At 51.0% G+C, this 19,037-nt stretch carries 17 protein-coding genes and 3 pseudogenes; 5 read left to right on the forward strand and 15 right to left on the reverse strand.

Going from position 1 to position 19,037, the window contains the following annotated elements; genetic code table 11:
• Positions 1-140 precede the first annotated feature (140 nt).
• Positions 141-1,235, reverse strand: coding sequence for a redox-regulated ATPase YchF (gene ychF / locus PT300_08515; GenBank protein ID MDF7680629.1), 1,095 nt, complete (start codon positions 1,233-1,235; stop codon positions 141-143).
• A 115-nt stretch (positions 1,236-1,350) separates the two neighbouring features.
• Entirely contained in the window at positions 1,351-1,935 is a 585-nt protein-coding gene (gene pth, locus PT300_08520; protein ID MDF7680630.1) for an aminoacyl-tRNA hydrolase, read from the reverse strand.
• A gap of 273 nt (positions 1,936-2,208) precedes the next feature.
• Between pth and ychH the strand changes: the two genes are divergently transcribed.
• Positions 2,209-2,484 (forward strand): stress-induced protein YchH, encoded by a 276-nt coding sequence (ychH, locus tag PT300_08525; GenBank protein ID MDF7680631.1) that lies wholly within the window; start codon positions 2,209-2,211, stop codon positions 2,482-2,484.
• A 7-nt stretch (positions 2,485-2,491) separates the two neighbouring features.
• Here the strand turns inward: ychH and dauA are convergent, their stop codons facing one another.
• The 5 genes from dauA to PT300_08550 form a co-directional block, all read right to left on the reverse strand.
• Positions 2,492-4,177 carry a C4-dicarboxylic acid transporter DauA gene (gene dauA / locus PT300_08530; GenBank protein ID MDF7680632.1) on the reverse strand — a complete coding sequence of 562 codons (1,686 nt, stop codon included), beginning with the start codon at positions 4,175-4,177 and terminating at the stop codon, positions 2,492-2,494.
• 125 nt (positions 4,178-4,302) lie between these two features.
• The gene (locus PT300_08535; GenBank protein ID MDF7680633.1) at positions 4,303-5,250 is read right to left on the reverse strand and encodes a ribose-phosphate pyrophosphokinase; all 948 of its coding nucleotides are present in this window, start codon (positions 5,248-5,250) and stop codon (positions 4,303-4,305) included.
• A 171-nt stretch (positions 5,251-5,421) separates the two neighbouring features.
• Positions 5,422-6,288, reverse strand: a complete 867-nt coding sequence (gene ispE, locus PT300_08540) for a 4-(cytidine 5'-diphospho)-2-C-methyl-D-erythritol kinase (GenBank protein MDF7680634.1) — start codon at positions 6,286-6,288, stop codon at positions 5,422-5,424.
• Positions 6,285-6,896: a lipoprotein insertase outer membrane protein LolB gene (gene lolB, locus PT300_08545; protein ID MDF7680635.1), complete on the reverse strand. Its 612-nt coding sequence runs from the start codon at positions 6,894-6,896 to the stop codon at positions 6,285-6,287. The genes ispE and lolB overlap by 4 nt, the downstream gene beginning before the upstream one ends.
• 38 nt (positions 6,897-6,934) lie before the next feature.
• Positions 6,935-7,219: a hypothetical protein gene (locus PT300_08550; GenBank protein ID MDF7680636.1), complete on the reverse strand. Its 285-nt coding sequence runs from the start codon at positions 7,217-7,219 to the stop codon at positions 6,935-6,937.
• Between the two features lie 130 nt (positions 7,220-7,349).
• Here PT300_08550 and PT300_08555 point away from each other — a divergent pair.
• A pseudogene (locus tag PT300_08555) lies at positions 7,350-7,958 on the forward strand (DUF6531 domain-containing protein).
• Positions 7,959-7,976: 18 nt separating this feature from the next.
• On the opposite strand, the pseudogene PT300_08560 reads toward PT300_08555, so the two are convergent.
• Both PT300_08560 and PT300_08565 read right to left on the reverse strand, forming a co-directional pair.
• Positions 7,977-8,559, reverse strand: a pseudogene (locus PT300_08560) (DDE-type integrase/transposase/recombinase).
• 46 nt (positions 8,560-8,605) lie between these two features.
• Positions 8,606-9,490 carry a LysR family transcriptional regulator gene (locus tag PT300_08565; GenBank protein ID MDF7680637.1) on the reverse strand — a complete coding sequence of 295 codons (885 nt, stop codon included), beginning with the start codon at positions 9,488-9,490 and terminating at the stop codon, positions 8,606-8,608.
• Between the two features lie 263 nt (positions 9,491-9,753).
• Between PT300_08565 and PT300_08570 the strand changes: the two genes are divergently transcribed.
• Entirely contained in the window at positions 9,754-10,824 is a 1,071-nt protein-coding gene (locus PT300_08570) for an alpha/beta hydrolase (protein ID MDF7680638.1), read from the forward strand.
• A 117-nt stretch (positions 10,825-10,941) separates the two neighbouring features.
• Positions 10,942-11,142 (forward strand): annotated as a pseudogene (locus tag PT300_08575) (MFS transporter).
• A 757-nt stretch (positions 11,143-11,899) separates the two neighbouring features.
• On the opposite strand, the gene gpmA reads toward PT300_08575, so the two are convergent.
• The 6 genes from gpmA to modE form a co-directional block, all read right to left on the reverse strand.
• On the reverse strand, positions 11,900-12,652 hold the full coding sequence (gene gpmA, locus PT300_08580; GenBank protein MDF7680639.1) for a 2,3-diphosphoglycerate-dependent phosphoglycerate mutase: 753 nt from the start codon (positions 12,650-12,652) through the stop codon (positions 11,900-11,902).
• A gap of 208 nt (positions 12,653-12,860) precedes the next feature.
• A complete protein-coding gene (gene galK / locus PT300_08585; protein MDF7680640.1) occupies positions 12,861-14,006 on the reverse strand; it encodes a galactokinase in 1,146 nt (381 codons plus the stop codon).
• The gene (gene galT / locus PT300_08590; GenBank protein ID MDF7680641.1) at positions 14,003-15,055 is read right to left on the reverse strand and encodes a galactose-1-phosphate uridylyltransferase; all 1,053 of its coding nucleotides are present in this window, start codon (positions 15,053-15,055) and stop codon (positions 14,003-14,005) included. Before galT ends, galK begins: the two co-directional genes overlap by 4 nt.
• A 10-nt stretch (positions 15,056-15,065) precedes the next feature.
• Complete coding sequence (galE, locus tag PT300_08595) at positions 15,066-16,082, reverse strand: UDP-glucose 4-epimerase GalE (protein ID MDF7680642.1); 1,017 nt, start codon at positions 16,080-16,082, stop codon at positions 15,066-15,068.
• A gap of 313 nt (positions 16,083-16,395) precedes the next feature.
• Complete coding sequence (gene modF / locus PT300_08600) at positions 16,396-17,871, reverse strand: molybdate ABC transporter ATP-binding protein ModF (protein ID MDF7680643.1); 1,476 nt, start codon at positions 17,869-17,871, stop codon at positions 16,396-16,398.
• A 67-nt stretch (positions 17,872-17,938) separates the two neighbouring features.
• On the reverse strand, positions 17,939-18,727 hold the full coding sequence (gene modE, locus PT300_08605; protein ID MDF7680644.1) for a molybdenum-dependent transcriptional regulator: 789 nt from the start codon (positions 18,725-18,727) through the stop codon (positions 17,939-17,941).
• 152 nt (positions 18,728-18,879) lie between these two features.
• Between modE and PT300_08610 the strand changes: the two genes are divergently transcribed.
• Positions 18,880-19,029 (forward strand): AcrZ family multidrug efflux pump-associated protein, encoded by a 150-nt coding sequence (locus PT300_08610; protein ID MDF7680645.1) that lies wholly within the window; start codon positions 18,880-18,882, stop codon positions 19,027-19,029.
• The last annotated feature ends 8 nt before the right edge of the window (positions 19,030-19,037 follow it).

Below are 19,037 nucleotides of genomic sequence, written 5' to 3' on the forward strand. Positions count from 1 at the left end.
AATAGATGTCTTTCGCGATATGTTTTACAGTTATCGTAAGCGGTAAGTGTCAAAACAGTTGGCACCTGCGGTTAATTTAAGCCAACTGTTTTTTGCCTTTCACCAGATCGGATGAAAGCGCATAAACCAACAAATTTCATTCAGACATTGAACAGGAAGTTCATCACATCGCCATCTTTAACGATATAGTCTTTACCTTCGGCACGCATTTTACCGGCCTCTTTTGCGCCCTGTTCACCCTTACAGGCGATAAAGTCTTCATAAGAGACTGTCTGGGCGCGAATAAAGCCTTTTTCGAAATCGGTATGAATTTTACCGGCGGCTTGCGGTGCTGTGGCACCGACCGGAATTGTCCATGCCCGCACCTCTTTGACGCCAGCGGTAAAATAGGTTTGCAGATTCAGCAGCTCATAACCGGCGCGAATGACGCGATTCAGCCCCGGCTCGCTCAGCCCGAGATCGGCCATAAATTCATCACGTTCGGCATCATCCAGTTCGGCAATATCTGCCTCAATGGCGGCGCATACCGCAACCACGACGGCACCTTCAGCGGCAGCAATTTCCCGCACTTTATCCAGATAAGGGTTATTTTCGAAACCGTCTTCATTGACATTGGCAATATACATTGTCGGTTTTAACGTCAGGAAGCTCAGGTATTTTATCGCCGCTTTATCTTCCGCGGTCAGGCTTTTTAATGCGCGTAACATGCCGGCATTTTCAAGCTGTGGCAGGCATTTTTCCAGGGCAGCCAGTTCTGCTTTAGCCTCTTTATCCCCCCCTTTAGCTTTTTTCTGTACACGATGGATAGCCCGTTCACAGGTATCAAGATCGGACAAGGCCAGTTCGGTATTGATAACATCGATATCGTCAGCCGGGTCGACTTTGTTATTGACATGAATAATGTTGTCATTCTCAAAGCAACGTACAACATGGCCGATAGCTTCGGTTTCACGGATATTTGTCAGAAACTGATTCCCCAGACCTTCACCTTTTGACGCCCCTTTGACCAGGCCGGCGATATCGACAAATTCCATTGTGGTCGGCAGAATACGTTGTGGTTTGACGATTTCGGCCAGCTTATCCAGACGCGGATCAGGCATCGGCACGACACCGGTGTTCGGCTCAATAGTACAGAAGGGAAAATTAGCTGCTTCAATACCCGCTTTGGTGAGCGCATTGAACAAGGTGGATTTGCCAACGTTAGGCAAACCGACGATACCGCATTTGAATCCCATGATTTAAGTTACCTTAATCTTTTGCTAATCAACCTGTTACATGCACCGGTTGCATAAAAGTAAAATAGTCCGCCTATTATACACAGTGTGTGGTAAAAATTCCGCATCCTGCCCGCTATGCGGCTTTAAAAGCATGTAAACGTTGGGTGGCTTTACTCAGCCCCTCTTTTAGCCAGATCTCAGTGCAGCGTGTTGCTTCATCGATCGCTTCGTCAATCAGCGGCTGTTCACGGGCAGTCGGTTTACCTAAAACAAAGCCCACCACTTTATTTTTATCACCAGGATGGCCAATACCGAGACGTAAGCGGTGAAAGTCAGAGGTATTTCCCAGCTTGCTGATGATATCTTTTAGGCCATTATGACCTCCGTGACCGCCGCCGGATTTAAATCTGGCTACTCCTGGCGGTAAATCCAGCTCGTCATGCGCCACCAGAATTTCATCTGGCTTAATGCGGTAGAATGTCGCCATTGCTGCCACGGCCTTACCGCTCAGATTCATAAAGGTGGTCGGAACCAGCAGGCGAAGATCATTATCGGCAAGATTAATCCGTGCGGTATAGCCGAAGAATTTACTCTCTTCGCGTAGCGGCGCCCGATAGCGTTCAGCCAGTAAATCAACATACCAGGCACCGGCATTGTGCCTTGTTGCCGCATATTCAGCACCAGGATTGGCCAGTCCTACAATCAGTTTTATGGTCACATTATTTTCCTGCGGGAAACATTTTATGGCCCATAGTGTACTGTGTGTCGATTTGGCTGGCAAAATTCAGGCGCTGAGATTGCCCCGTGGAAAGGATTATCCCGCCAGTGATGAAAATAGTCTGATGTCATTTTGTTTTTTATTTGTAATTATTCATTTGTCTTATGTTTACGAATGTGATCGATAACGCAATCAATGTTAGCGGTTTGTCTATACTGATTCTGTAAACTGATATCAATCTCGCCATGGCATCGGGCACTACGGAGGTAATATATGACGCGCAAACAGGCTTCGTTTATCGGTAATATATTGATAATCACTGGGTTAGTGGTTATGTCCATCGGCATTGGCTGCGCCATTTTAAATCAGCTCCCCCAGCTTGAAATGCCGCAGCTTTTTTCACATAGCGCGATACTGGGCATCTTTGTTGGTGCGATCCTTTGGCTGGTGGGAGCCCGCATTGGCGGGCATGAGCAGATTGACGACAGGTACTGGTGGGTACGTCATTATGATAAGCGCTGTCGCCATGATCCACGCCGCAATAGCTGAAACCGTATCAGGATAAAATATCCGCTAAAGCAGCATGACGATCAGCATAAAAGCGCAGGCGTCCTGGGATCGGTTGTACGCCCGCGCGGGCAAAAGTGCGTAATGGCTGAAATTCAAGACTGGCGATCCGCAGTTCACAGCCCTCAGGCAACTTGCTAACAAAACGCTGAAGGGCATCCAGACCTCCGGCATCCAGTACCGGAACCGCATCCCACTCCAGCAGCACGATGCGCTTACCGCTAATTCGCTTTTGCAGATCGTTAAACAGCCCTTCAGCAGCGGCGAAAAACAGCGGCCCAATGACTCGCAAGACCAGAACATCATCAGGAAGATTAACATTGACGGGTGCCAGATGGGTCATCCGTGCAATGCGGCGCATAAACAGCAGTGAGGCCAGAACAATCCCGACACCGATAGCGATAACCATATCAAACAGAATGGTTAAAGACATGCACATCAGCATCACCACAATGTCATCTTTCGGTGCATGGCGCAGCAAATTAATGATGTTACGTGCATCACTCATATTCCATGCGACCATCAGTAGCAATGCCGCCATAGCCGAAAGAGGCAGCCATGAGAGCAGGGGCGCCAGCACGAGGAGCGCCATGATCACCAGAAGTGAGTGGATCACCGCAGCAATCGGTGATGTGGCACCAGCGCGAACATTCGCTGCGGATCGCGCAATGGCGGCCGTTGCGGTGATGCCGCCAAAGAAAGGGGCGATGATGTTACCAATCCCCTGGCCAACCAGCTCGCTATTTGCTTTATATTTTGTGCCGGTCATGCCATCCAGCACCACGGCACACAGTAGGGACTCTATGGCACCCAGCATCGCCATCGAAAAGGCGACCGGCAGCAGGGCCTTCAGCGAGTGCCAGTTAAGGGTAAAATCAGCACCGGGGATTTGCCACGGTAGCATCAGTTGTGGCAGCAAAGGTGGAATACCGTTCCCCTGACTGCCATCGGCTAACAGATAGTGGAACTGTGAGCCAATCGTGGCGGCATGACCTCCCAACAGATGGCATATCAGCATCGTGGCACAGCCCATCAGTAAGGCGGGGAGGTGGCCTGGCAGGCGAATTCCCAGACGCGGCCATATTATCAATGTTCCGAGAGTGACGATGCCAATTGCCGTATCGCAAGGATTGATTGTTGGCAGTGCCATTATCAGCGCGCCGAGTTTTTGCAGGTAGTGTTCCGGCATATGTGATATCTGCAGACCTAAAAAGTCTTTAATTTGCATTGTCGCAATCGTGATACCGATACCGGAAGTAAAACCGAGCGTGACTGGCAGAGGAATATATTCAATCAGGCGACCCAATCGCGCCAGACCGAAAAGAATTAAGAATATCCCGGACAATAAGGTGGCAACCAGTAATCCTGATAAACCGAATTGCTGTGATACCGGATAGAGGATTACCACGAACGCGGCGGTAGGGCCGGAGACACTGAAACGTGAACCGCCGGTCAGCGCAATAACAATACCGGCGATAGCGGAGGTATAAAGTCCGTATTGGGGGGGAACACCGCTGGCAATCGCTAAAGCCATTGCCAGCGGGATCGCAATAATGCCTACCGTAATTCCGGCGATCGCATCACGTATCAGACGGCCAAAGGTATATTTTTCTTTCCAGCAGGCATCAATAAACGCGCTGCACGGCATGACGTGTAAAGAAAGCAAACGGTTCACAATAGCGTTTCATCCCAGGTGAAATATTTGCCAGATGAATAGCACAGGCGCGGTATTGCTAAGCCAGACAAATATATCGCAAAAATAAAAAAACCCGCCGTGGCGGGTTGTGTCAACAGACGTGATTAATGCTCAAACATCGCGGAGATAGACTCTTCGTTGCTGATACGACGAATCGCCTCTGCCAGCATACCAGACAGTGTCAGCATCCGGACTTTATTGAGTGCTTTGATTTCTGGTGTCAGTGGAATAGTGTCACAGACAACAAATTCATCAATCACTGAATTTTTAATATTCTGGGGGGCATTGCCGGAGAATATCGGGTGGGTCGCGTAGGCGAATACGCGATTAGCTCCCCGCTCTTTCAGTGCTTCTGCTGCTTTACACAGTGTGCCACCGGTATCGATCATATCATCGACCACGATGCAATCACGGCCAGCAACATCACCGATGACGTGCATAACCTGGGAAACATTAGCGCGCGGGCGACGTTTATCGATGATGGCCATCTCGGTATCGTTAAGCAGTTTGGCAATGGCTCGGGCACGTACCACACCACCGATATCAGGAGACACAACCACCGGGTTGTCGAGGTTTCGTTGCAGAATATCTTCCAGCAGAATGGGGCTACCGAATACGTTATCGACCGGAACATCAAAGAAGCCCTGGATCTGTTCAGCATGCAGGTCAACGGTCAGAACCCGATCGACTCCAACGCTGGACAGGAAATCGGCGACTACTTTTGCGGTGATTGGCACCCGCGCAGAACGAACCCGGCGATCCTGACGCGCGTAACCGAAGTAAGGGATAACGGCCGTAATACGACCCGCCGAAGCGCGACGCAGCGCATCCACCATAACAACCAGCTCCATCAGATTGTCATTGGTAGGCGCACAAGTAGACTGGATGATGAAAATATCACCACCACGTACATTTTCATTGATTTGTACGCTGACTTCACCATCGCTAAAGCGACCTACAGCGGCGTCGCCGAGAGAGGTATACAGACGGTCGGCAATACGTTGTGCTAGTTCCGGCGTAGCGTTACCAGCAAAAAGCTTCATATCAGGCACGAGAAGAACCTCAGGCATGCGTCCAGTAGTGGATAAATAGCACCAGAATAATTAAGACAGGGATGAGGGCTATTCTATCCAGATAATATGTTTAAAGAGAACGAGGCAACGTCGGCAAAATATGGCGTTGTCAGCGTGACTCATTTTGTCCGGTGTGTCACATCATTCAGACTAACAGGCAGAATTTTGTGACAAGGCTAACTTAAGTGGCGAGCGATTAACACCTTGCGCCACAAAGCATTGTAACCATTCCGGGGCTTTTTTCAGCACCTGGCGAGCGGCAGCCTCAGTATCAAATTCAGCGAAGACACAGGCACCTGTTCCGGTCAGGCGTGATGGCGCGTATTCTAACAGCCATGAAAGTGCAACATCAACCTCAGGAAAACGTTTTCTTGCGATCGCTTCACAATCATTATGAAATGGGCTGTCCAGCAACCTGTCTATTGATCTGACCGGTGTATTGCGCGGTAAATTAGCATCACGGAAAATCAGTGGTGTGGCAATACTGACACCGGGATGCGCGACCAGATACCATTTTTCCGGTGGTGTCGCAGCGGTCAAAAGCTCACCAATACCTTCCGCGAAAGCGGCATGACCCCGCACGAAAACCGGGACATCCGCCCCCAGTTGTAATCCCAGGATTGCCAGCTCATCCTCTGATAATCCACAGTGCCACAAGTGGTTCAGAGCCACCAGGGTGGTAGCGGCATTGGATGAACCGCCGCCCAGTCCGCCGCCCATTGGCAGCCGTTTATCGAGATGAATATCTGCGCCGCGACCAGCCGATAACGCTCCACGCGCGGTCATCTCTTGCAGCAATAAGCGGGCAGCACGGATAATCAAATTATCTTCAGTGGCAACACCTGCGACCGGCGTCAGCAGGCGCAGTATCCCGTCAGAACGTGGCTCGATGATCAACATGTCGCCATAATCGAGAAACTGAAACAACGTTTGCAGGGTATGGTAACCATCAGCGCGTTGTCCGGTGATGTACAGGAACAGATTTAGCTTCGCCGGAGAGGGCCAGTGAGTGATCATTTTACTATCCAGTTATCCATTTTTAGCTTGATACGCTGTTGACCATTACGCAGCTCAATATTATCTGGCAGCGGCGGCTGGCTTTTATGGCTATAGCCGTTATAGATAAGATGCCAGGTCTTGCCATTCTGGCGGTAAGTCAGCTTATGCAGACGATAGTCATCGTCAAGTGAATAATCGCTGGCTTTACCCGGCAGACCGACAATCCACTGACGCAGGTTATTGAGTGGGATCGCGATTCCGGTCAGACGACTGACGATCTCTTCTCCATCCGTAGCGGTGTAGGTCTGCCCCTGATTATCCGTCAGGGTCACATGATCGGACTGAGCAACCAGCGACAACTCCGTACCGCCCAGCGGGTTGGTCAGTAATAGGCGATAGTTATTTTCTCCGCTTTGTTGCCAGAAGAAGCGGGCATAAACTTTTTGATCGCTGTTAAAATAAGCAAAAGCACCACGGGTCTGAAATTGCGTCAGATTGTGGATAGCTTGCTGGTGCTGACGCCATTGGGGGGAATCCGCTGTTTTAGTCGGGTCTTCGGCGTGATTAAGGTTACAGGCAGTCAGGAACAACGCAGCCAGTGGTAACAGACGGAGCAGTAGGTTCATAATAGTGACGAATCCTTGATATATAGTTTTGAATAAGCTTACATGCCATTCGTGTTGTGAGTCATAGTCACGATCTTAATGCTAATGAGCGGTACGGAATAGTGCTCTACTTTCAACTCGTCCTTCTCCGGCATACTTCCTGTGCCTGACACAACATATCGCCAGTCAATAATAGCGCCCGGTCTGGAAACCATTAATCCATTATACATTGTCATTGTTTGACTGTTAGCTGATTCAGAAATAGTCATGACATTGCGCCATATAGGGCCTGGAATCAAGGCACGGCTGTCTGATATGCCAGCAAGGACAGTCAAAATCGCCATTTTTAAACCAGGTAATGAATAAATAACTTCTCATATTAACGCTCCACTTTCGCCAGCCCCAGACAGCTACCGGGAAATGGGGAGGCAACTTTCATAAACTGCTTTACCTGTTTCAGTAGTTGCCACATGTAACGACTTTGACTTTCCGGCAGCCGTACCCCTGACATGGCAGCGTTACTACTTCTCTGATGAAATCAGTAACGGCTGGCTGGGCCAGGGCTGGTTTCTGCCGCTGTCGCTGAGCGTGCGCCAGCAGGATGATGTGCTGATATTCACTGACGAACAGGGCCGGGATATCCGCTTCCCCTGCCCGCCACCCGGCGAACTGCCGGTGATGAACCGCTATGAACAGCTGAAGGTCAGTCGTCCGGACGATAATACCGTCTGTATCTCCGCTGCTGATGAATCCCGCCACTGGCACTTCAGCCATCAGCCCCGGCCAGGCCACTGGCTGCTGTCCGCAATCACTGACCGCAATGAAAACCGCCTGACCATTGACTATAACAGCCGCAATCAGCCAGAGCAGATAACCGACAGCGCCGGGCGACGCTTCCTGGTCGAATTTTCCTCCCTGCCGCTGACGAATGGTGACACTGTGGAACGTATCACCGGGGTTAGCGTCTTTCATCCCTCCGACCCGCTCAGCGCCGACAGGCTGTGCCAGTATGACTACTCGTCAGAGGGCGACCTTATCGCGGTGCGCAATGGCCAGGGAGCAGTACTGCGCGAGTTTCGCTATCAGCAGCTTCACCTGCAGCGTCTGCGATTTCATCGCCGGACCGTTATCGGCGTGCAGGACCAGCGGCTGTCGCCAGCAGCCTTCCCGCATCACACTGCGCTGCATCAGGGCGGCTGCCTGTTCACCGCTTTCTGTCTCATGCACTTCGTAACCCGTGATTTTTCGGCTGTACAGGTCGGTTATCAGATACAGATAATACCAGCGGCCACTCACCACAGAGGGCAGCCAGGTGATGTTCCATGTCCACACCTGGCAGGGCCCTGTCGCCGTAAAGGTCGTCGGGGCGGCCACCTTCTGCCGCCGGACCTGACGTCCCCGCCGGTGAACCTCACCGGAACGACGCAGTATGCGGTAAAAGGTCGATTCACTCGCCAGATAAATGCCTTTATCTGCCAGACGCGGCACGATTTGCGACGGCGGCAGACTGGCATATTCAGGCTGATGACAGGCCTCCCGTATCTGCTGCTCTTCCTCAGGACTCAGGCGGTTAACCGGCACCGGTCTGACGGCCATCTTCCGGACTTTTTTGCCATCTTCTCCATGTCCGCAGACTCAGACTGACCTCCCGGCAGGCAACCCTGCGCCGGGCTCCGGCCGGTAAGTGTCAAGACAGTTGTCACCCCTGGTTAATTTAAGCGACCTGTTTCTCAGATTTTTAACGTATCAATGACCATCCGTAGGGCGGGGGAGACGTTGCGATGAGGATAATAGAGAAATAATCCTTCCATTCGCAGACTGTAACGCTGCAATACTCTGATAAGCTTACCGTGTTCTAAATCATCGGCGACCAGTTCAACAGGGACATAGGCTAACCCGAGGCTCAGCCGGGCGGCTTCTGCTTCCATATAGCTGTCAGATAAGGCCCATTGTCCTTCAGGTCGATGGGTAATTATTTTATCATCCTGATTGAGTTCCCACTGGTATACGCTGCCGTCGGCAAACTGATAGGCGATACAGGGATGCACCTTTAAATCCGCCGGGGTTTGTGGAAAACCGTAGCGTCGAAAATGTCCCGGAGTACCCACAATCGCCATCTCCATATCGGACGTGATGCGCACCGCGACCATGCCCTGGCCGACTTCAGGTCCCAGACGGACGCCGGCATCGAATCTTTCCTTGATGATATCGACGAATCGGCTCTCATTCATCAGTTCAAGCCTGATATCAGGATAGCGCTGTTTAAATACCGCTAGCTTTGGCAGCAAGCATTTATCAATCGCGTGCTGACTGGCATTGATTCGCACCGTGCCGGAGGGCGTCTCACGATAATGCGCCAGCGTGGCAAGCCCAAGATCTAACGTATCAAATCCAGACGCCGTCTTTTGGTAGAGCTGCTCGCCTGCTTGCGTCAGTGACAGTTTACGCGTGGTGCGCACCAGCAGCTGGACGCCCAGCCTTTCTTCAAGCTCACGAACAGAACGGCTGACCCCTGACTGAGCAAGTCCCAGCCGCTGAGCTGCAGCGGTAAAACTACCTTCCCGAACCACCTGCATAAACAGATACAACTCGTTGTAGTTCTCCCTTTTTGCCATGCATAATCCCCCCTGAATGACAGCAAACTCAGTATTAATTTATAACAATATGGTATTAATCTTAGCAGTAATCACCCTCTAATCAGCACTAATCCTGCTCACTATAATGATCCCATCAAAACAAAGCACTGCAGCGTTGTCCGTAGGAAACTTGTATCTCTCTGTTGATTTTCATGGGGATTTTTATGAAAGCTTTCACCCGAACGCTAAAAACTACGATACCGGCCATGCTGTTATTCGCATCATTAAGTGGAGTCACGACAATGAGTTATGCTGATTCAACCCATCCGAATACTCCTGTTTCCATGACAGATAAATGGGACAAGACCTTTGCTGAGAGCCAGAAAGTCGACCATCGTAAAGTCTCGTTCCCGAATCGATATGGCATCACCTTAGTGGGCGATCTTTATCTGCCCAAAGATCGTGGCGATCGCAAACTGGCGGCGATTGCGGTCAGTGGGCCTTTTGGCGCGGTGAAAGAACAATCCAGCGGTCTGTATGCCCAGACGCTGGCGGAACAAGGATTTATTACTCTGGCATTCGATCCTTCTTACACGGGGGAAAGCGGCGGCTATCCGCGAAACGTCGCCTCACCGGATATTAACACGGAAGATTTCAGTGCGGCGGTGGATTTCTTAGGGCTGCAAAAAGAGGTGGATCGCAACCGTATCGGGCTGCTCGGTATTTGCGGCTGGGGTGGCATGGCGTTGAACGACGCCGCGATGGATACCCGCGTTAAAGCGGTGGCCACCAGCGTGATGTACGATATGAGCCGGGCGATGGGGCATGGCGTGGGAAATGGCAAAGACCGTTATTCAACCGTCGACCGTCGAGCTGTTCTGCAGTATCTGAATGAACAGCGCTGGAAGGATGCACAGAGCGGAACGTTCGCTCACGGCGGTCATGATATTAACGTCGACAGCAACGGCAAAGCCAGCGCGGGCGGGCGCATTCTGCCAGAAACGCTCCCGGCAAATCCGCATCCGGTACTGAAAGAGTTCTTTGACTACTACCGTATGCCGCGCGGTTTCCACGCGCGTTCCGTGAACTCGACTGGGGCGTGGACGGCAACGATGCCGCTGTCGTTTATGAATATGCCGTTACTGAGCTACGCCAGTGAGATCACCATTCCGACGCTTATCGTGACCGGTGAAAAAGCGCATTCACGCTATTTTGCTGAAGATGCTTACAAGGCGGTCGGCAGTAAAGATAAAGAGCTGGTGGTGGTGCCTGGGGCAAATCATGTGGATCTATACGATAACGTTGCCGGAAAAATACCTTTCGCGAAGTTCGAACAATTTTTTCAAACCAAACTGAAATACCCCCTCTCCTGAATTGATCAAAAACTACCGATCTATGGCCGATGGCTTTTATCCTGATCTTTGTGAATCACTATGTCGACACTGAGCCAAACACCATCATCTCAACATCAGCACGCATAATGGGGAGGCATTTTTGCCATAACCTTGTGCGTTTTTATGCTGATTGCCTCTGAATTTATGCCCGTCAGCCTGCTCACGCCGATTGCCCGTGATTCAGGTGTGACGGTGGGGCTGGCAGGGCAGGGGATTGCTGTCTCCGGCGCACTGGCGGTACTGACCAGCCTGACGCTTTCGACCCTGGCTGGAAATGTGAATCGTAAGTTCCTGCTAAATTTCAATGCGGGTTTTACGCCTTGCTCTCGCTTATTTTTCGCCTGTTCAACGGTCTGAAAATAGTTTTCCGGATAAGGTGTCGCCGGTTCAATTTCAAACAGAACGGTATTCAGGCTGCGGTGAATGACGTCCGCAATCACTCGTGTGTTTTCGCTGCGGGAAAAGTACGCTACCAGAATTCGACTTTTACCCTGCACATTTGCGTTTCCGGTAGCAGCTGCCACCAGGGATATGTTCGCCAGCGTGAACCTGGCAAGTGCGGTGATCAACATTTTTCGGTTGGAATCATGCGCCATAACCCACTCCTGATTGTGTGCGAGCGCGGGCGAAGCTGCCGGCCGGAATCGAACTGAGTGTGGACTTTTTTGCCGACAGTCAGCTGAACTATCAGTTTGATGTCCGCCTGCTGTACTGCGCACCATCAGGCCTGTCCGACGGCGCCGCGGAGTCTCTCAGTATCAGTATGATGGATATTATGACTTAATCAGAAGGCTGGAAAAAGGCTATTTTACTGGTCATTTTGGCCCTGAGCACCGTGTACGCTGCGGTTTCTCCGCGCTGTCCGTGTCCTGACTGGCTGCGTCAATAACGCCTGGTGGGCCAGGCTCTAAATCAGTCATTACCTGATTTTACTATGAAAATATTTATTTTTTAGCTGCAGAATTTTCTGGGATTCCGGCGCAGGACGCCTGTTAATCGTAGCGCCTCAGCAAACAAGCGTGGATCACCCACGCTTGTTTTGATCAGCTGAAAATTACTTCGCCTTTCCCTGATTGGCTACGGCAGCCGCTTTTGCCGCAATTTCATCGGGGTTGCCCAGATAGTAATGCTTAATCGGTTTGAAGTTTTCGTCGAATTCATACACCAGCGGAACACCGGTTGGAATATTGAGTTCGAGGATCTCCTGTTCACTCATATTATCGAGATATTTTACCAGCGCACGCAGTGAGTTACCGTGCGCAGCAATCAGGATACGCTCACCTTTTTTCATCCGTGGCAGAATGGTGTCTTTCCAGTAAGGGACAACACGTTCGATAGTCAGTGCCAGACTCTCGGTGACCGGCAGCTCTTTATCACTCAGTGCCGCGTAGCGGGGATCGTGACCAGGATAGCGCTCATCCTCTTTGCTCAGCTCAGGAGGGGTGACGGCAAAGCCACGACGCCACTGTTTCACTTGCTCATCACCATATTTTTCTGCGGTCTCTGCTTTATTCAGTCCCTGTAATGCGCCGTAGTGACGTTCATTCAGCTTCCATGATTTTTCATCGGGCAACCAGACCTGGTCCAGTTCATCCAGCATATGCCACAGGGTATGGATGGCACGTTTCAGCACAGAGGTATAAGCAAAATCGAAGACGAAACCTTCCTGTTTTAGCAATTTCCCTGCCGCTTTAGCTTCACTGACCCCCTTTGCAGAGAGATCCACATCGTACCAACCGGTGAAACGGTTTTCATTATTCCACTGACTTTCGCCATGACGAACCAGTACCAGCTTAGTTACAGCCATTCTTTCGCTCCTCGATACACATACTCTTTCGGATTATCCCGGCAACGCACTGATATATTGCTGAGCTAATTCCGATAGCCGCGTGTATGCATTACTATTGATTGATAACTGTTCTCATTATATTGCGGTGATTTGCACCACGGCAATGGTTATCCCTAACCATAGCGAAATTTACCGCCTGATGACATAGTTATCGCAAAACCCAAATTTAATATGATCCCGCGCCTGCGGAAGCCTTGCAGACATAGAATGTCTCTTTGATACCGGTCAGTGCTTCATACTGAGCAGCAACGGCTTGTCGCAGTGGATCAACCCGCTGTTCAGGCACCAGCGCCACGACGCAACCGCCAAATCCTCCACCGGTCATGCGCACCCCTCCCTGGTCACCCAGAGTATTGCTGACAATATCGACCAGGTGATCAATGGGGGCCACCGTGATGGCAAAATCATCACGCATCGAAGCGTGGGATTCGGCCATCAGTTGCCCCATCCGTTGCAGATCGCCTTTTTCGAGCGCTTCTGCGGCTTCAAGAGTGCGGGCATTTTCGGTCAGCACATGACGAACGCGGTGCGCCACCAGTGGGTCCAGCTGATGGGCAGCGGCGTGAAAATCGCGAAGACTGACATCGCGCAGTGATGATTTTCCGAAGAAGTGAGCGCCTGCTTCGCACTGCTTACGGCGGGTATTATATTCACTGCCGACCAGCGTGCGTTTAAAATTACTATTGATAATGACCACCGCGACACCTTGTGGCATCGATACCGCGCGGGTCTCAAGGGTGCGACAGTCAATCAGTAATGCATGCTCTTTCTTTCCCAGCGCCGAGATAAGCTGATCCATAATGCCGCATTGACAGCCAACAAACTGATTTTCTGCCTGCTGACCCTGCAGCGCGATTTGTCTGCCATCCAGTGGCAGATGGTATAATTGCTGAAATGCTGTCCCCACAGCAACCTCCAGTGAGGCGGAGGAACTCAGTCCTGCCCCCTGTGGCACATTGCCGCTGATCACCAAATCTGCGCCACCCATCTGATGATGCCGCTGTAACTGTGTCACCACCCCACGAATATAGTTTGCCCACGGTTGGGCTGGATGTGGCTCAATCGGCCGGTCAAGAAAGAACTGATCACGCTGATTATCATAATCAGCAGCGATCACCTGCACACACTGGTCATGACGGCGGGCACAGGCGATCACTGTCTGGTAGTCAATGGCACAGGGTAAGACAAAACCGTCATTGTAGTCGGTGTGTTCGCCGATTAAGTTAACCCGGCCAGGCGCCTGGATAAAATGACTGGCAGGATAGCCGAATTTTTCAGCAAACAGAGTGCGAGTTTTCTCTTGCAGATTCATGATAACTCTCCGGAATCACGAAAATGGCTATCACTGACCGCCTGCAGGTGTCTGGCGGCCTGCTCGGCGGTCAAATCGCGCTGCGTCTCGGCCAGCATCTCATAGCCGACCATAAATTTACGCACGTTGGCGGAACGCAATAAAGGGGGATAAAAATGGGCATGGAGCTGCCAGTGATCATTATCAGCCCCATTAAAAGGCGCGCCATGCCAGCCCATGGTATAGGGAAAGGCGCACTGGAATAAATTATCGTAACGGCTGGTCAGCTTTTTCAGTGCTATGGCAAGATCATGACTTTGTGGAGCGGTTAAATCAGTGAGTCGCAACACATGCGCTTTCGGCAGCAGAAGGGTTTCAAAGGGCCATGCTGCCCAGTAGGGCACGACCGCCAGCCAGTGTGTCGTTTCGACAACCGTACGGCTGCCATCGTTTAATTCACGCTCAACATAATCGCGCAGCATCGGCGTACCCTGGCGGGAGAAAAAGGCTTTTTGCAGACGATCTTCCCGTTCTGCCTCGTTAGGCAGGAAGCTATTAGCCCAGATTTGGCCATGCGGGTGTGGGTTGGAACACCCCATTGTGGCACCCTTATTTTCAAAAATCTGTACCCACGGATAGCTTTTCCCCAGTTCGGCCATCTGTTGCTGCCATGTTTTTACTACCCCCTCCAGGGCGGTGATGCTTAATTCCGGCAGCGTCTTGCTATGATCCGGTGAAAAACAGATAACCCGGCTGGTTCCGCGCGCACTTTGACAACGCATCAGCGGATCGTCACTCGCTGGTGCATCGGGGGTATCAGTCATTAATGCCGCAAAATCATTAGTAAAGACATAAGTACCCGTATAACGCGGATTGACATCCCCGGTGATGCGGGTATTGCCAGGACACAGAAAGCAGTGCGGATCATGGGCGGGCAGGGTCAGGCAGGCAGGGGACTCCTGTGCCCCCTGCCAGGGACGTTTGCCGCGATGAGGTGAAACTAAAACCCACTCTCCGGTTAACGGATTATAACGACGATGGGGGTGATCGACAGGGTTAAATTGCGCCATAAGCGTTCCTTTAGTCGGGATAACCGTAGGGATGGCGGGATTGCCAGCGCCAGGTATCCTCAGCCATCTGATTAAGTGTTCGGGTCACACGCCAGTTGAGCTCTCGCTCAGCCTTTTGCGCATCAGCCCAGTAAGCAGGAAGGTCACCTGCGCGGCGGGGGGCGAAGTGATAATTGAGCGACTGACCACAGGCCTGGCTGAAAGCATTGACTACATCAAGAACACTGCTGCCAACCCCTGCACCGAGGTTATAGATATGTACGCCCGCACGATGGGCTAATTTTTCCATCGCCACTACGTGGCCATCCGCGAGATCCATGACGTGAATATAATCACGCACCCCTGTACCGTCCGGTGTTGGATAATCGTTACCAAAAATAGCCAGTGATTCGCGACGTCCCACCGCCACCTGAGCGAGATAAGGCATCAGATTATTGGGAATACCTTGTGGATCTTCTCCCATTTCCCCTGATGGATGGGCGCCGACCGGATTAAAGTAACGCAATAATGCAATACTCCACTCGGGCTGCGCTGCCTGTACATCGCTCAGGATTTGCTCAATCATCAATTTACTTTTGCCATAAGGGCTTTGCGGCAATCCGGTCGGAAAACTTTCAACATAGGGGATTTGTGGCTGATCGCCATAAACGGTGGCCGAGGAGCTGAAAATCAGGTTTTTGACCCTGGCCGTCTGCATCGCAGAGACTAATTTCAGGGTGCCGGTAACATTATTGTCATAATATTCCAGCGGTTTGACCACCGATTCCCCGACCGCTTTCAGGCCAGCAAAATGGATCACCGCTTCAATGGCGTGATCATGAAGGATTTCTGTGATCAATGCTTCATCGCGAATATCACCAGCAATAAAAGTGATGTTTGACCCGCCCAGCTGTTCAATAACCGGCACGACGCTGCGTTTACTGTTACAGAGATTATCCAGGATAACAACGTCATGTCCTTGCCGTAATAATTGTACACAGGTATGACTTCCGATGTAACCGCTACCACCTGTAACTAATACCTTCATAATGGACTCCGTAAGGCTGCTATTACCTGAAAAAAATAGCATGACCATGAGGAGAAAAGTGTGATTAAACGCAAATGTATGGAATCGTTTACAATGAAAACGTCACCAACATGTGCAATTATTATTCGCTCATTGAGTTTAATGAAAATATTTCTATTATGGTGAAAAATCAAGAAGACGTTCTTTTATATCGACGCCATTATCCCTGATATCAGCCCGTCATCAGGGAGCGATATCTTCCCTGATGACGGATCTGTGTTATACCGTTGATCTGCGGGCAAGCCACATCTGAAATTGCTGCCAGGCCAGCATATTATTCAGCGCATCGTTCGAACTGATAACTGTAACCGTTTTCATCCGGAATGAAGATCAGGCGATGCGTGATGCAGGCAGGCGCATCTTCCCGGTGATGGGAAACAAACAGCAGTTGGGTATTGCCCTGCTGGATCAGCACGTCAATAAAACGACGTACCAGCTGGCGATTGAGTGGGTCCAGTCCCTGTAGCGGTTCGTCAAGAATCAACAGGGTCGGATGTTTTACCAGCGCTCTGACGATCAACGCCAGCCGTTGCTGACCCCAGGAAAGAGTATGAAATGGCGCATCAGCGGTAGTGGCATCGATGCCCAGAATATCCAGCCAGCGCTGTACCAGCTGGCGTTGCCGATCAGAAACCGCCTGATAAATACCGATAGAGTCGAAATATCCCGACAGGATCACATTGCGCACGGTGGTGCTGACGCGATATTCGAGGTGCAGAAGGCTGCTGACGTAACCGATGTGCTTTTTGATATCCCAGATTGTTTCACCGCTGCCGCGACGGCGGCCAAACAGGGTGAGATCATTACTGTACCCCTGTGGATGATCGCCGGTAATGAGACTCAGCAAGGTTGATTTTCCGGCCCCATTAGGGCCGACAATTTGCCAGTGTTCGCCTGGATTAACCGTCCAGTTGAGATGCTGAATAACCGGTTTATCGTTGTATGACACCATGCCATCGCGCAGAATGACCCGTGGTGTATCATCGGCCAGCACCTGACCGGCTGCGGGGAGATCCGGCTCCGGTAAGGTGATGCCCTCCAGCTTTTCACTGTGCGCCAGTTGAGCGATCAGTGCCTGGTTGAGCAGGCTATTTTTTTCACCGTACTCACTCAGGGTACAATCCGCCAGCACTCCGGCAAAACGGACAAAGTCGGGAATGTCACTAAAACGATTCAGTACCAGGATCACGGTGATACCCTGTTCGTTTAGCGTTGCCAGTATGCCGGCAAGCTGCTGACGAGACGCTACATCAAGTCCGTCAAAAGGTTCATCGAGGATCAGCAAATCCGGCTGAGTCATTAACGTCTGACAGAGCAGCGTTTTACGTGTTTCACCGGTGGAGAGATATTTAAAGCGACGAGGGAGCAGGTGAGTGATACCAAACAGCTCAGCGAGAGTGGCACAGCGGGCCGGATCCTGATGCTCAAGCTCAATGATCTCCGCCGTCGTCCGTCCGCTATCCTCTTCGCCAGGGCTGAGTAAGTCAGTATTGTTGCGCTGCCATTCGTCACCCACCAGCTTCTGTAATTGTTCAAAAGAAAGACGAGCGATACGGGAAAAATGATTTTCATACTGGCCGCTAAAGCGGGTAATCTCCCGCGATAACACGCGAGCCAGCGCCGATTTACCACTGCCATTACTGCCAACAAAAGCCCAGCTTTCGCCTGCGGCAATCGCCAGATGGGCGATAGTTAATGTTTTGTTTGCGCTCAGGTAAAATACGCCTTGCGAAATCTGCAACGATAACATCATCTGTTCCATTTATTCCTGTCAGTGATGACAGGAATACGACGCCAGCGACATGATGTCAATGTGATTAACGCAAGGTGGCGAGAATGACATGATCGGCATTAAAACAGGCGATGGCATCACTGCCTTCGCTCAGTTGATCAGCTTGATCGCGGGGCAGGGTGGCACACAGCGTTTGCCCGTCGGGCAGCGACATTAACACTTCACACTGTTGTGGCCCATATTCGATATGACTGATTTTGCCAGCCAGTTGATTATCCGCTTGCGCTGCGATAGCGCGATCCTGGGTCATACTCACCCACGGCGCTTTGAGCAACACCAGCACCTCCTGACCTTCGTTCAGGCCGAGACGATCGGCACTTTGCGCAGTAATGGCGACTTTCAAACGGGTCTGCTCGTCAGCGAGCAAAACCTCGACATGTTGTTGTATCTGTTGATGATTACGACCGGTGATCGTACCAAACCACTGATTACGTGCGCTGGTTTGTAATGAAAAACGTGAGATAGCGGCCAGCAGGCTGTCAAGCGGTAGCCGATCATCGTCACTGAGCACATCAAACGCTTTTTGCTGGATCTGAGCCAGCAGGTCGTAAAGCTGAATCAGCCGCTGCCCGTAGCGGGTCAAGATCGCGCCACCGCCCCCTTTTCCCCCCTTGGCCCGCTCAACCAGGGTTTGTTCGCTGAGCTGATTCATTTCATTAATCGCATCCCAGGCGCTTTTATAACTGATCGCCGCATTTTTCGCCCCCTGACTAATCGAACCGGTTTTATCGATTTGTTTTAGCAGGGCAATACGTCGCGGATCAGCGAACAAACGTTGTTGTAATTTAAGGGTCAGAAGAATTTCGGCCGTCATAGTGAGATCCTGGCAAAAAGTGTATTGTGACCGATAGTGATTATCTTGCAAGATACATCTGTCATTTCCGTTCATCGATGACCGCACAAATGGAACGTATTTTTGCCGTTTAATGAATTACAATAAGATCTGTCAGTGTTATGGAGTCCGCTATGTTACAGCTATTGGAAAGTCTGGTTTTTGCCTGTGTCATGGTTCCGGTGGTGATGGGTATCATCCTCGGGTTAATTTATGGTCTTGGCGAAGCCTTTAATCTGTTGTCCAGCGTGGGTCGCAGTAATAATCGTCAACGTACCCACTGATTAACGCT

The organism is Enterobacteriaceae bacterium ESL0689 (assembly GCA_029433525.1).
In the GTDB taxonomy this organism is placed as follows: domain Bacteria; phylum Pseudomonadota; class Gammaproteobacteria; order Enterobacterales; family Enterobacteriaceae; genus JAQTIF01.